This is a genomic window from Streptococcus hillyeri (genome assembly GCF_003686955.1).
In the GTDB taxonomy this organism is placed as follows: Bacteria; Bacillota; Bacilli; order Lactobacillales; family Streptococcaceae; genus Streptococcus; species Streptococcus hillyeri.
Genome location: NZ_RCVM01000020.1, coordinates 1 through 14,582, shown reverse-complemented (window position 1 = coordinate 14,582; position 14,582 = coordinate 1). Strand labels below are relative to the sequence as shown.

Here is a 14,582-nt window from a genome sequence, read left to right as displayed (position 1 = left end):
TTGAGATATTTATGTCCCAACCTCGTGGGGCTGAAATTGTCCAGTGGACAGTTTCAGCCTGAGCTTAGAAACCAGAGAGCGAAGGAGACCTAGGCTTGCCAAGAAGGAATGGAACTCTGTAGGAGGGGAGGTTCTGACACTGACTTCGTCAGCTTTATTTCCCACCTCAAAAGGTCTCCCAGACCTTTTGAGCGCCCCACACCACATTAGGAGAAGTGCTAACAAAAATACTAAATAAAAACTAATTGACTTTAATAGGGTATTGTGGAATTGACTGAGTGTCATATCATAGAAGTTTTTTGACTTCTTTATAAACTTAAAAACGAGGAATGGCAGCTTATTGTTGAGCTGTTCGTCCCCGTTTTTTTATTTAGGTCTAAGGATTAATGAAATTTTGAGTGTCTTTCTTCTTGCTATGTTCTTGTCGGTATTGTCGCGGTGTGAGAAGGTATTGTTTTTTGAATTGACGATTGAAATGTGAAAGATTGGTAAAGCCTGTTTGCTCTGCAATTTCTAAAATGCTATCATGGCTATGAATGAGGAGCTGGCTGGCTTTTTGTAGGCGAACACGGATGATAAAGTCTGTGCAGGATGAGCCGGTATGTTGCTTGAACAAACTCATAAAGTGGGCCTTACTGTAACCAATGAGAGTTGCGAGTTGATGAATGGATAGGTTTTCTTGATAATGGTTATTGATGTGGTCGATAACTTGTCGAATTTTAGCGTTTTTACGGTAAGTATCGTCGGTTGCTTTTTTGAGGACATGGCGGTGCAAAAAAAGAAGGTAAAGGAGTTCATTGAGTTTGGCTTTTAGAAATAATTCGAAATGCCGTCCTTCTTTTTTAGCTAACTCTAGAATGGTTAATACACAGGATTTGATATCCTCATATCCTGCCATGTGTGGTTGGATACGGGGAACAAATTTTAAGGCACTATTTTGCAAGGGTTGAAGATAATGAAGGCTGGTTTGGTCAACTAAACGTTGTCCAATCATATCCAAATGGCAGATGAATGCCTCTGAAATCTGCTCTGCTTTTTCCAAAGGATGGATGGAATGCATCCCGTTAGGGTGAACTAAAACAATGTCTCCCTCGTTACTATTAAAAATATCATAGTCAATGTGGTAACGGGCACGGCCAGAAAAAATATAATGAACTTCCATCTCTGGATGCCAATGAAAAAGGGTGTCGGGGCGGCCATTTTGGATGTGCATGCGCTCAAAACGATAAGGCAGGAGATGATGAGAATTTTCCATATATAATGTCTCCAAATCATAGGATAGTATCAGTATAACATAGAATAGTGGCAGAAAAAAGCTTAAATCTATTTTAAAATAATAGTATGATAACTTAACGACAGGGATACGATTAAGAACAAATGTGGTCTGTCTCTAAAAATAAAGGAGTTTACAATGGTTTTTACATTTCCAAAAGATTTCTTATGGGGCGGTGCAACAGCTGCCAATCAATTTGAAGGTGCTTACAATGTTGATGGTAAGGGGCTATCCGTTCAGGATGTCACGCCTCGTGGTGGGGTTCCGGCAAAACCAGGGGATCACAATCCTTTGATTACTGATGAGCCAACCGTAGATAACCTCAAATTAGAGGGAATTGATTTTTATCATCGTTATAAAGAGGATATTGCCCTCTTTGCGGAAATGGGATTCAAGGTCTTTCGACTATCGATTGCTTGGTCACGTATTTTTCCAAATGGAGACGAGTTAGAACCTAATGAAGCAGGTCTCCAATTCTATGATAAGGTTTTTGACGAGCTTGCCAAATATGGGATTGAGCCGCTTGTGACGCTCTCTCATTATGAAACTCCCCTTCATCTTGCTCGCAAGTACAATGGTTGGGCAAATCGTGACTTGATTGGTTTTTATGAGCGCTATGTGCGCACAGTCTTTACACGCTACAAAGACAAGGTTAAGTATTGGTTGACATTTAATGAGGTGAACTCAGTACTCCATGCCCCATTTATGTCTGGAGGTATTGCGACACCATTTGAGGACTTGTCAAAACAAGACCTTTACCAAGCGGTTCACCATGAATTGGTTGCCTCAGCTTTGGCAACCAAAGTCGGTCACGAGATCAATCCAGATTTCAAGATTGGTTGTATGGTTCTTGCTATGCCAGCCTATGGTATGACATCAAATCCGTTGGATCAGTTGGCTGTCCGTCAATTTGAAAATCAAAATTACCTCTTCTCAGACATTCATGCGCGTGGGAAATACCCGAACTACATCAAACGTTTCTTCAAAGAAAATGACATTGAGATTCAGTTTGCAGAAGGTGATGAAGAGCTGTTGACACATACGGTTGACTTTATTTCCTTCTCTTACTACATGAGTGTGGCAGCAGCGCATAATCCTGAAGCGTACAACTCAGGTCGTGGGAACATCATGGGTGGCATCAGCAATCCCTATCTCGAAAGCTCTGAGTGGGGCTGGCAGATTGACCCAGTTGGTTTGCGCTTAGTTCTTAATGATTTCTATGATCGTTATCAATTGCCACTTTTCATTGTGGAAAATGGTTTGGGTGCAAAAGATGTTTTAGTTGATGGACCGAATGGGCCAACTGTTGAAGACGATTACCGTATTGATTATCTCCAAAAACACTTGGTGCAGGTTGGAGAAGCGCTTCAAGATGGGGTAGAACTCCTCGGTTATACCACTTGGGGACCGATTGACTTGGTTTCAGCATCAACGGCAGAGCTCAGCAAGCGTTATGGCTTCATTTATGTGGATCGTAACGATGATGGAACAGGAACGCTGGCTCGCTACAAGAAAAAATCATTTGACTGGTACAAAGAAGTCATTGCGACAAACGGCGAGAGTCTTTACCGCTAGTAATTAAAAATGAGAAAGGTGTAAAAAATGGCTAAACAATTTCCAAAGGGCTTCCTCTGGGGAGGCGCTATCGCAGCCAATCAGGCAGAAGGTGCCTATAACGAAGGTGGACGTGGTCTTGTTCAAACAGATGTGACAACAGGTGGTACGGTTAATTCACCACGTTACACAACTTATATTGATAAGGATGGCAAACCAGGCAAGGCTGGCGGTATGGGTCACCACGCTCGTATCCCTGAGGGTGCCAAATATGCGGTGCTAGATACGGAGTATTACCCAAACCACAAGGCGGTAGACTTCTACCATCGTTATAAAGAGGATATTGCTCTCTTTGCAGAGATGGGCTATAGCATTTTTCGTCTGTCTATTTCTTGGGCACGGATTTTCCCAAATGGTGATGATGCTGAGCCAAATCAAGAGGGGCTTGATTTCTACCGTTCGGTTTTTGAAGAATGCCGTAAATATAACATTGAGCCTTTGGTATCGATTTGGCACTTTGACACCCCGCTTGCTTTGGAAGAAAACTACGGTGGTTGGAACAACCGCAAATTGGTTGATTTCTATGTGCGTTACTGTGAAGTGATTTTCAACGAGTACAAGGATTTGGTTAAGTATTGGTTGACCTTTAATGAAATCAACAATACCACCATGTTCCTTGATATGATGGGCAATAAAGGGACTGACGCGGATTATCAAGCAGGTTACCAACAGTTGCACCACCAATTTCTTGCGTCAGCTCGTGCTGTACAACTTGGTCACAGCATCAATCCAGACTTCACATTTGGAAATATGATTTGTGGGATTACCTTCTATCCAGCAACATGTGACCCAGCGGATATCTTGGCTAACCAACACAAGTGGGAAAGTGGCATTTACTACTGTGGCGATGTTCAGGTCAAAGGTAAATACGGAACCTATGCTAAACGTCTTTGGAAAGAGCACAATGTTGAGATAGATATTCGTGAGGGAGACTTGGAAGACCTTGCCAATGGTACAGTAGATATGTACACCTTCTCTTACTACATGTCAAACAATGTCACCACTCATGAGACAGATGATAAGGTGGCTGGTAACTTTTCAGTAGGTGCGCGTAACCCATATTTGACATACTCTGATTGGGGTTGGGCACATGATCCAAGCGGCCTTCAATATTACCTTGAGAAAATCTACGACCGTTATGAAGTACCACTCATGGTTGTTGAAAACGGGCTAGGTGCCTTTGATACGGTTGAAGAAGATGGTGCGATTCACGATGATTATCGTATTGATTACCACCGTGCTCATATTAAAGCAATGGCTGACGCTATTGATAATGGGGTTGACCTCATTGCTTATACGACTTGGGGCTGTATTGACATTGTGTCTGCAGGGACTGGTGAAATGCGCAAGCGCTATGGTTTCATTTATGTTGATATGGATGACGAGGGAAATGGTACCATGAACCGTTCTCGTAAAGACAGTTTCTACTGGTATCAAAAAGTTCTTGCAACCAATGGCCAAAGTGCTTTGGAAGAATAAGGATAGGCGAGATAAGGAGCAGTGGCAGGGTTTGGTTACCTGCTCCTTTTTGATAAGGAGAGAGGATGAAATAGTTTGAAAGAATTAGATGTACTAAAACAGTTAGGTCTAAAAGATGGTGAACTGGAAGAAATTTTAGGATTTCAAGTATCTTATGATGAAAAATACACTGTTTTCAATGTATTAAGTGATATATCCCCTAGAAGATTAGTAGGTTCGAAAGCGCAAGGGTGGCGAGTAGTATTAAACGGAGATACTCAATCATATAAAAATAATTTGAATTTGACTTTAAAACTACCTCCAAATAATCCTTTTAAAATAAATGGACAAAAATTTTTTCATCGTGGGCATATTTTAGCTAAAGAATTTTATAGTTTTATTAAAGATGAAAGAAAAGAGGGATTTATCAAAAATCATGATAAAAATGGTTTTATACAATTTAGTGTAGCTAATATGCAACAAGAGAAAAAAGATAACACTTTTAGGAAAAGTCAAGCATTTTATGAGAATAAGATAACGGAGTATCTTAAAATTGGAAATGGCAAAGTATGTTATGAAGTTAAAGTGTTATTTTATAATAAGGAGGATAAAATACCAATAGGCACTAAAATATCATTCAAAACAATAGAAAATAATAATAATCAAAAAGCATTGGAGGATTGTATGGGGTGTAACCATATTTTTATTCCAAATTTTGATGAAGATTTTGACCTTTCCCAAATTCCCGGTTATGTAGGTTCGGAAGATTATCGTGAATTTTATCATATGGGATATAGTGACGAACATAAAAAGTGTTTTAACAATGTAGCTATTCCGAATAAAGACGGCAAAGTATACGACAAATATGGAAATCAAGTTTTCTACTCCGTTTCGGCTACTATAAACGACCGAATTAAGGAAGGTATTTTTTTAAATGTTGATGAGGCAGTTGTATCTTTTGGAGAAGGGGCTGAGCTATCGGTAGTCCCTTTTACTGAACAAAAGCTTAGTGAAATTCCTATCCGTAAAAATTACTATCCATCTAGAAATACGAAAAAGAATACTTCAGCCGTATTCTTCAGTTGGGATGCAATTGAGAAATTAGATGGATTTGCAATGACAGGATTGAAAAAACAAGAAACTTTAATAGACGCTTTCAGAGCATTGAATTGGGTAAGTAAAGAATAAGATATAGTCGTATGATTTAATAAAAACAAGGCATACAAAGCCCCTAAAACTCATACTATTATCATAAAAAGATTTCAAAAACAGTAAAGTAGCTTGGAAGAGGTAATAGGTAATAGTAGTTTACTCTCATATTTGATAAACATATTTAATATCTTAATTAATCAATTACAATAATCAAGAGAAGGGGTGTAAAAACAGGGAATTTCTAAGTTCCCCTTATAACAGATAAGGAGAGAGGATGACGATTAAACTAATTGCTTCGGATATGGATGGCACTTTTTTGGATGCCAAAGGAAGTTACGATAGAGACCGTTTTGAGAAGGTTTTGGATGCCTTAGACAAGCGCCAGATTCCCTTTGTGGTTGCTACGGGAAACAGTATGCCTCGGTTGGAGAAAATGTTTGGTGAGCTGTCTCAGAGACTGCGTTTTGTGGCTGAAAACGGTGCTTACGTCTTAGACAAGCAGGAGGTCTTGGTCAGACAGGTGATGACACCTGATATGGTGGCGGATTTTCTAGCCTTTTTCAAAGGAAAAGAGGTTGAATATGCGGTGACCTTGCTCGGTGATGACGTCATTTATTTGTTGGAAGGAACGGATTTTCCAACTTTTGAAGGCATTGAACCTGAGCAGCTGGAGCTCTTTCGTGAGCGGATGCGTTTCCTATCAGACTGGTCTGAGATTGAGGGGCAGGAGATTTATAAAATGAATCTTGTGGTCCCAGAAAATATTAGCGATAAGGTGACTACTGATTTCAACCATGCCTTCAAAGGGCGCTTACAGGCTGTTGGGAGTGGCTATGGAGCGATTGATGTGATTATCGAAGGTTGCCATAAGGCCTGGGGGCTAGAGCAACTCTTAGAGCGTTATGGCATTTTACCTGAGGAAGTGATGAGCTTTGGCGATAGTGACAATGATCTTGAAATGTTAAAACATACTGGAGAGAGCTATGCGATGGCAAATGCTTCTGATCGTGTTAAAGCAGTAGCTAAACATATCGCCCCAAGTCACAATGATGCTGGTGTGCTGACAACGATTGAGCATTTTTTGTGGGGATAGATGGCTGTAGTAGGATTTTATCCCCAGCTAGTGGTAGTTGGGACTGAGTATATGAGTGCTATGGAAAGGAAAACCATTCACTGATAACTGGCCACTTTAGGAGAACGTGATGACAAAAACATTTTATCTAATGAGACATGGAGAAACCCTGTTTAATACCCAAAAACGGGTTCAAGGGGCTTGTGATTCCCCTCTCACTGAGGTAGGAATCGCACAGGCTAAAGCTGTGGGTGAGTATTTTGCTGAAAAGGGCATCCACTTTGAAGCCGTATATAGTTCGACACAAGAGCGTGCAACAGATACGGCTAAATTAGCTGGTCAGACTAATCAAGTAATTCAGCTTAAGGGCATCAAAGAGATGAATTTTGGGATTTTTGAAGCGCAGCCAGAAATGCTCCTACCTAAGGCACGTCCAGGTGCCAGTTCGTTTGAAGATTTGCTAGTACCATTTGGCGGTGAAGATATTCTGAAAGTCGGTGAGCGAGTGCATCAGACCTTGGTTGAGACGATGGCAAATCATGATGGCCAGAGTCTCTTTGTCAGCCATGGTGCGGCAATGTGGGGATTGGTTCAACACCTACAGATTACCTTTCCACCCGGAGTCTTTTTGCCTAATTGTGCCATTACCAAATGGACCTTGGAAGGGGAGCGACTGGTGTTGGAAGAGTTGATTATGCCAACGGAAGATTTTAAAGTACACTATTTTAATTAAGGAGACAGAATGACAAAGGTAATTTTTTTAGATGTGGACGGAACCTTGGTTGACTATCATAACCGTATTCCAGAAAGTGCTGTTACAGCAATTCGCAAGGCGCGTGAAAATGGGCATTTGGTCTATGCGTGTACAGGGCGTAGTCGCGCTGAGATGCAGCAAGAAATTTGGGATATTGGCATCGATGGTATGATTGGTGGCAATGGTTCTTATGTTGAGCATCAGGGCGAGGTAGTGATGCACCAGCTGATTGCTAAAGAAGATGCTGTAGCCGTTGTGGATTGGCTTCATGAGCGTGGTTTGGAGTTTTATCTTGAAAGTAATAATGGTCTTTTTGCTAGTGAACGTTTCCGTGAAAAAGGCAGAGAAACCCTCCATACCTACATGCTTGGAAAGGGCATGACTGCTGAGCAGGTTGCTGATTTAGAAACTGAAGATGTGCTTCATGGTTTGGTTTACGGCGCAGACCTCTATCGGGATGATCTCAATAAAATCAGCTTCATCCTATCATCCTACCAAGACCATTTGGATTCCAAAGAAGCCTTTCCGCAACTGGTTGCTAATACTTGGGGTGGACGTGGTGAGACAGCACTCTTTGGTGATTTAGGGATAAAAGGAATTGATAAAGCTAAAGCGATTGACCAGCTATTGGCTCACCTTGGTCATGATAAGTCAGATACCATTGCATTTGGTGATGCCAAGGTTGATATCCCAATGTTTGATTATTGTGCACTTGGTGTGGCTATGGGAAATAGCGGTGCGGAGACTAAGGCAAGTGCTGATATGGTGACAGATGATGTCGAAGAAGACGGACTTTATAATGCCTTTGAAAAATTAGGTTTGTTAGGGTAGGCAATACCTAAGGTCAGGGGGACACTTTTCCAACCTTGTTTTCTTGAGTGATTTATCAGTGAATGAAATAAGGGTTAGGATATCGTTAAGGAGCTTTGATGAACTCTCGTTTGATCAAGAGCTACTTGCCTTGTCCTATTCTTTTATCACTCTATCTATTGAAAACGATAGGCAATATCATAGGATACTATCAGTATTTCCACTGATAGAGCAAGAAAAGGGTTTCAAAAAAACGTATACTATCATTAGTAGATAAACAAGGAGAATTTTTATGACAAAACAATTTCCAGATGGTTTCCTTTGGGGTGGTGCCACAGCTGCCAACCAGTTTGAAGGTGGCTTTAATGAAGGTGGTCGTGGATTTGCGACTTCTGACACGGCGCGTGCGGTTCGACCAGAAGACCGTAAAACGATGGGTGGCGAATTTACCACACCAATGAATCGTGAAAAGCTAAACTTCGCCCTCAATGATAAAGAAGGCCTTTATCCAAAACGTTGGGGTTCTGATTTTTACCATCGCTATAAAGAAGATATCGCTCTTTATGCCGAGATGGGCTTTAAGACCTTCCGTCTATCGATTGCTTGGCCACGGATTTTTCCAAAAGGGGATGAGTTAGAGCCAAATGAAGAAGGGCTTACTTTTTATGACAAGGTCTTTGATGAGCTTAATAAATATGGTATTGAGCCATTGGTGACCCTGTCTCACTACGAGTTTCCAATCCACCTTGTCACTGAATACGGTGGCTGGAAAAATCGCAAGGTAGTGGATTTCTTTGTGCGCTATGCTGAGACAGTCTTCAATCGTTACAAAGGTAAGGTGAAATATTGGTTGACCTTCAACGAAATTAACATTCTTGGTTTGACAGGTTATCTTTCAGGTGGTCTCCTCTTTGAAGATGGAAAACTCCATCTTGATGAGATGTATCAGGCAGTTCACCACCAGTTTATCGCGTCAGCTTTGGCAACAAAGGCTGCGCACGAGATTGATCCAGAAAATAAAGTGGGTATGATGTTGGCACGCATGGAAGCCTACCCAGCAACCTGCCACCCAGACGATATCCTAAATGCTCTTCAAAAAGACCAATCAAACCTGTTCTACTCAGATGTGCAAGTGCGTGGTGAGTACCCTCGCTACATGAACCGCTTCTTCAAGGAAAACAATATTGAGATTCAGTTTGAGCCAGGAGACAAGGAGATTTTGAAACAGCATCCTGTGGACTTTATGAGTTTCTCTTATTACATGACTTCTGTGACACGTCATCCTAATAATATGACAGAAGAGCAGAAGGCAACAGCAGGAAACCTCATCCTCGGTGAAGCTAATCCTTACTTGGAAGAATCTGATTGGGGTTGGGAAATTGACCCAGTTGGACTTCGTGTGACCTTGAACAAACTTTATGACCGCTACCAAATCCCACTCTTCATCGTGGAAAATGGTCTTGGCGCACTTGACAAGGTTGAAGCAGATGGCTCTATCCATGACAGCTACCGCATTGATTACCTTGAAAAACACGTCAAACAAATGTATGAAGCTATCGAAGATGGTGTTGAGCTTATGGGCTACACTTGGTGGGGCTGTACCGACCTTGTCTCTGCCTCAACATCTGAAATGTCCAAACGCTATGGCTTTGTCTATGTTGATGCTGATGATGAAGGAAACGGAACTTTTGACCGTTCTCGCAAGGATTCCTTCTTCTACTACCGTGATCTCATCGCTTCAAATGGCGCTAACATTTTGAATGATTAAAACTATGGGAGAGTGCCGATGAGCTACTCTCCTGTTTTGGAAAGGAGTAAGAAATGACAAAAATCTTTTATCTCATGCGTCACGGTCAAACCCGTTTTAATCAGCAACAGCGTATCCAGGGGGCTAGTGACTCACCGCTAACAGCCTTGGGGATTGAACAAGCACAAGCGGCGCGTGATTATTTTGAACAGGAAGGTATTCAGTTTGCAGCTGTTTATTCTTCGACACAAGAACGTGCTGTTGATACAGCTGAGATTGCTAGCGGTAGGGCAGATATTATCCGTCGCAAAGGGTTGAAAGAAATGGACTTTGGTGCCTTTGAAGGCCAACAAGAGTTTTTGAATCCGCCCATAAAACGAGACGGATCGGGCTACGGAGACTACTTTGTGACTTATGGAGGTGAGGATTCGATCACTGTTCGTGAACGTGTTCATACCGCAATCACAGAGATTTTATCTGAGCATCAGGCAGAGCAACCCCCACTTATCGTGAGCCACGGTGGCGCTATTGCGCAGTTTTATCGCAATTATGCGAAAACCTCTCCACAGTTGAAGGCTCGTATCAGCAACTGTGCCATCTTTAAGATGACCTTTGAAGACGGAGAATTTGACTTAGTATCTATTTATGATCCTGTGACTAAAACATTTTTGTTTCAAAATGAGGCTGCCGATTAGTCGGGACATGGCAGAGCAAAAAGACATTTTCCTAGGATAGTATCAGTTTCTCCTCTTAAACCATCAGTTTAAGCTGAAAAAGTATGCTATAATGTAAGCGAATGATAAATCTGAAAGGGGTTACACCTGTTATGACAACTTACAAACTATTTCCAAAAGATTTCCTCTGGGGCGGTGCAACAGCTGCCAACCAATGTGAAGGGGCTTACGATGTTGACGGACGGGGTCTAGCCAACGTGGACGTTGTACCGATTGGTAAAGACCGTGGACCGATTATTACTGGTCGTCAAAAAATGTTTGACTTTGAAGAGGGGTATTTCTACCCTGCTAAAGAATCGATAGATTTCTATCACTACTATAAAGAAGATATTGCCCTTCTTGCTGAAATGGGCTTCAAAACGTATCGTATGTCAATCGGTTGGACACGGATCTTCCCTAAAGGGGATGAGTTGGAGCCAAATGAAGCTGGTCTTCAATTTTATGAAAATGTCTTCAAAGAGTGTCGCAAATATGGCATTGAACCATTAGTAACCATTACGCACTTCGACTGCCCGATGCACTTGATTGAGCACTATGGTGGTTGGCGTAACCGTAAACTCATCGATTTCTACGAACGCTTGGTGACAACGCTCTTTACTCGCTACAAGGGTTTGGTTAAATATTGGTTGACCTTCAATGAAATCAACATGATTCTCCATGCCCCATTTATGGGAGCAGGGCTCTACTTTGAAGAAGGGGAAAATGTGGAGCAGGTCAAATATCAGGCCGCACACCACGAATTGGTAGCGTCAGCTTTGGCCACTAAAATTGCTCATGAGATTGACCCTGAAAACAAAGTCGGTTGTATGCTGGCTGCTGGGCAATATTACCCAAATACAGCGCATCCTCGTGATTACTGGGCTGCCATGCAAGAAGACCGTGAAAATTACTTCTTTATTGACGTTCAAGCGCGTGGGGAATACCCAAATTACGCGAAGAAAAAATTTGAGAAACTCGGTCTTAACATTGAGATGACTGAAGAAGACCTTACTCTTCTCAAAGAGCACACAGTGGACTTTGTATCCTTCTCTTACTACTCAAGCCGTGTGGCATCAGGTGATCCAGAAGTCAATGAAAAAACAGCTGGAAATATCTTTGCGTCACTTAAAAACCCATACTTGGATGCTTCAGAATGGGGCTGGCAAATTGACCCACTTGGACTTCGCATCACTTTAAATGCCATCTGGGATCGTTACCAAAAACCAATGTTTATCGTTGAAAATGGTCTAGGAGCTGTTGATACACCAGATGAGAATGGTTATGTTGAGGATGATTACCGCATCGACTACCTTCGTGAGCATATCAAGACCATGAATGATGCCATTAATGAAGATGGCGTTGAGCTTCTTGGTTACACCACTTGGGGCTGTATCGACCTTGTTTCTGCTGGAACAGGTGAAATGAAAAAACGCTACGGCTTTATCTATGTTGACCGTGATAATGATGGTAATGGTACCCTTAAACGCTCTAAGAAAAAATCATTTGACTGGTATAAAAAAGTGATTGCCAGCCAAGGAACCGATTTAGATTAAAATAGGATGACAATTACTGACAAAGGAGGTGCACGCATCTCCTTTTTAGGTTATAATGAAGAAGGAGAAAATAGGACAGCAAAGTAGGAGAAATGTTCCAAGCAAACTACGGGTATAACAGTCTGAAATCCTTGTTCAACACTGCCTAATAGATACCTATTAGAGTGTTTGGAAGGGGTGAGTCAGCTGTTAGGGTGATTTGCTTGTCGGAGGTCTGTTAGCCCAAAGTGCTTAAAAACGCTATAATCTTGCTTTTGAGGATGATTTAACATGAAAATTGATAAGGTATGTAATAACAATATTGTTCAAGCATTTGGTGACGATGGGAAAGAGTACATCGTTATGGGGCGTGGGCTAGGTTTTCAAAAAAAATCAGGGGATATGATTGATCCTGAAAAAATAGAAAAGACATATATTTTAGAAAATCCAGAGACCTCGCAAGAATTACAACAATTAACACGCAATCTGCCACAGGCAGAGTCAGATGCTTTTTTGGCCATCTTGCTGAATGTAGAAGAAGAACTGGGACAATCCTTTGACTCCTCTTTCTTTATTGCCTTGATGGATCACCTGCATTATGCCATTGAGCGTTATCACGAGGGACTTCCATTGCAGAATCCCTTATCTTGGGAAATTCGCAAATTCTACCAAACCGAATACAAACTCGGTCAGAAAATTGTATCGGACCTGAACCAAAGTTTTGGAATTGATCTGGATAATGAAGAAGCGGCCTCAATTGCTCTGCACCTGGTGAATGCCCAAAAAGACAGCGGGTTCATCACCAAGCATCAATCGTTGACACGCTTGGTTGCCAATGTTATGGATATTGTTCGCCTACACTTTGGTATTGATTTTGATGAAGACTCGTTAAATTACCACCGTTTTGTCACACATGTGCGCTACTTTGGGCAACGTGTCCTCCAAGGCAACATCCAAGGGCAAAATGATGCCTTCCTATACGAACAAGTACAAGCCAATTACCCCCAAGCTTTTGACTGTACCCAAAAAATTGCCGCTTATGTGGATAGTACCTACAACTTTATCATGAGCAAAGATGAGCAGGTCTATCTCACCATCCATATCCAACGTGTCACAGAAGGTAGCTAATATTTAGCTGCCTTTATGTTTTTATAAACAGTGTTTTGAATTAAGGTTAGGACACTGATGAATCATTTAGACAAACGATAGTCCTATGAGCCACTCTATACTTCGTCCTATTCCGTTTTCAATTACATCATGTCACGTGGTGTAAAATGATAAGAGTAGGCTTGTATGTGTGACCACAGGGGTCTCTTGAAACAGACAGTGTCGTTGTGGTAAAAAGACGATTGGCCCTGAATGCAATCGTCGAGGGGATTTTCAAAACTTTAGGCTTGAAAATAAGCAATGGAACTCCGTAGGAGGTCGCTGGTGTTCCTACCACACAAGGCTAACTGTCCCAAAAAATTGTAAATATAAGTTATCAGATTTTGAGTTTTAATGAGAATAACGTTACGTTGCTATAGTTGTAAAGGGCAGGTGTTGTTTTATACTCATCTAAAATCAATAAGTATAGTCGTTGAGTTTTTTGTTAGTGTCATTTATTATCATTTATCCTAATGTGGTGTGGCGCTCAAAGGGGGGCTTTTGTGATGGGGATGAATCTGGTAAAGCCAGCGTCAAAACCTCCCATGGAGATTCATTCCTTTTTGTCTAGCCTAGGTTTCTTTCGATCTCTAATTTCTAAGCTCAGTGTGAAATTGTCTACTGGATATTTTCACAATCTCGAGATTGGACAAAAAGTCTTAAAAATAGTCAATGGCTTAAATTAACGTCGTTGGGAAATGTTGATTCTAAGACTATTTCACTACTTCGGAAAATGCTAGTTGTGGACTCTCATTGCCCGTAATAATTGCCGAAAATAATTGTTTACCCCATGCATTTGGAATTCTTATCTCCTTTTAATTATTTTTGTTGAAGGTTACTGTCGAAAATGTTCGGTATCACTAGCATTGCATCTCAGAGTTTGTCTAATGTGTGTCTGAATAGGACAGCATGATATTTTTGGGATGCTTTTTGGTCTTTCGAATCACTTATTATGTTTTGAATATTAATATAAAATTGAATGATACAAGTAATATAAAAGCATATTTGGTGCATAAAAAACATTTGAGTTTGAAATCAAATAAAATGAACATTATAAAACTTATCGTCTATATAGCTACAGATAAGGTTTTTCAAAAAAAACGAAGAACACTAAAAAAAGTAAAAACTGCGCATAAAAGGTATTAAATATGCATAAAAGTTCTTGTTAAAAGTTTGAAATGTGGTATAATTTAGAATGGATTTAATAACCAATTTTTTCAGAGGGGGTGTTGACTGTTTGGGGAGATATAAGTATTTCATCATATTAGTGATTGCCATGCTTATAGTTGTAGTTGGGGGAGTTGTCCTCAC

Annotated in this window: 11 protein-coding genes; 10 read left to right on the top strand and 1 reads right to left on the bottom strand. The window is 41.0% G+C overall.

The genetic code is table 11. The features are described from left to right. Positions 1-376 precede the first annotated feature (376 nt). Positions 377-1,255 (bottom strand): AraC family transcriptional regulator, encoded by an 879-nt coding sequence (locus EAF07_RS08615; RefSeq protein ID WP_121836158.1) that lies wholly within the window; start codon positions 1,253-1,255, stop codon positions 377-379. Positions 1,256-1,411: 156 nt separating this feature from the next. Between EAF07_RS08615 and EAF07_RS08610 the strand changes: the two genes are divergently transcribed. The 10 genes from EAF07_RS08610 to licT all read left to right on the top strand — a co-directional run bounded on the left by EAF07_RS08610 (position 1,412) and on the right by licT (position 13,253). Further along, positions 1,412-2,848, top strand: a complete 1,437-nt coding sequence (locus EAF07_RS08610; protein WP_121836157.1) for a glycoside hydrolase family 1 protein — start codon at positions 1,412-1,414, stop codon at positions 2,846-2,848. 27 nt (positions 2,849-2,875) lie between these two features. After that, positions 2,876-4,366: a glycoside hydrolase family 1 protein gene (locus EAF07_RS08605; protein ID WP_121836156.1), complete on the top strand. Its 1,491-nt coding sequence runs from the start codon at positions 2,876-2,878 to the stop codon at positions 4,364-4,366. Positions 4,367-4,441: 75 nt separating this feature from the next. Then, positions 4,442-5,533 carry a hypothetical protein gene (locus EAF07_RS08600; RefSeq protein ID WP_121836155.1) on the top strand — a complete coding sequence of 364 codons (1,092 nt, stop codon included), beginning with the start codon at positions 4,442-4,444 and terminating at the stop codon, positions 5,531-5,533. 238 nt (positions 5,534-5,771) lie between these two features. After that, on the top strand, positions 5,772-6,590 hold the full coding sequence (locus EAF07_RS08595) for a Cof-type HAD-IIB family hydrolase (RefSeq protein ID WP_121836154.1): 819 nt from the start codon (positions 5,772-5,774) through the stop codon (positions 6,588-6,590). A gap of 109 nt (positions 6,591-6,699) precedes the next feature. Continuing rightward, positions 6,700-7,302 carry a histidine phosphatase family protein gene (locus EAF07_RS08590; RefSeq protein ID WP_121836153.1) on the top strand — a complete coding sequence of 201 codons (603 nt, stop codon included), beginning with the start codon at positions 6,700-6,702 and terminating at the stop codon, positions 7,300-7,302. Between the two features lie 9 nt (positions 7,303-7,311). Continuing rightward, positions 7,312-8,154, top strand: coding sequence for an HAD family hydrolase (locus tag EAF07_RS08585; protein WP_121836152.1), 843 nt, complete (start codon positions 7,312-7,314; stop codon positions 8,152-8,154). 271 nt (positions 8,155-8,425) lie between these two features. After that, positions 8,426-9,901, top strand: a complete 1,476-nt coding sequence (ascB, locus tag EAF07_RS08580; protein WP_121836151.1) for a 6-phospho-beta-glucosidase — start codon at positions 8,426-8,428, stop codon at positions 9,899-9,901. Between the two features lie 53 nt (positions 9,902-9,954). Then, positions 9,955-10,575 carry a histidine phosphatase family protein gene (locus tag EAF07_RS08575; RefSeq protein WP_121836150.1) on the top strand — a complete coding sequence of 207 codons (621 nt, stop codon included), beginning with the start codon at positions 9,955-9,957 and terminating at the stop codon, positions 10,573-10,575. 131 nt (positions 10,576-10,706) lie between these two features. Continuing rightward, a complete protein-coding gene (locus EAF07_RS08570) occupies positions 10,707-12,146 on the top strand; it encodes a 6-phospho-beta-glucosidase (RefSeq protein ID WP_121836149.1) in 1,440 nt (479 codons plus the stop codon). A gap of 270 nt (positions 12,147-12,416) precedes the next feature. After that, complete coding sequence (gene licT / locus EAF07_RS08565) at positions 12,417-13,253, top strand: BglG family transcription antiterminator LicT (RefSeq protein WP_121836148.1); 837 nt, start codon at positions 12,417-12,419, stop codon at positions 13,251-13,253. Positions 13,254-14,582 lie beyond the last annotated feature (1,329 nt).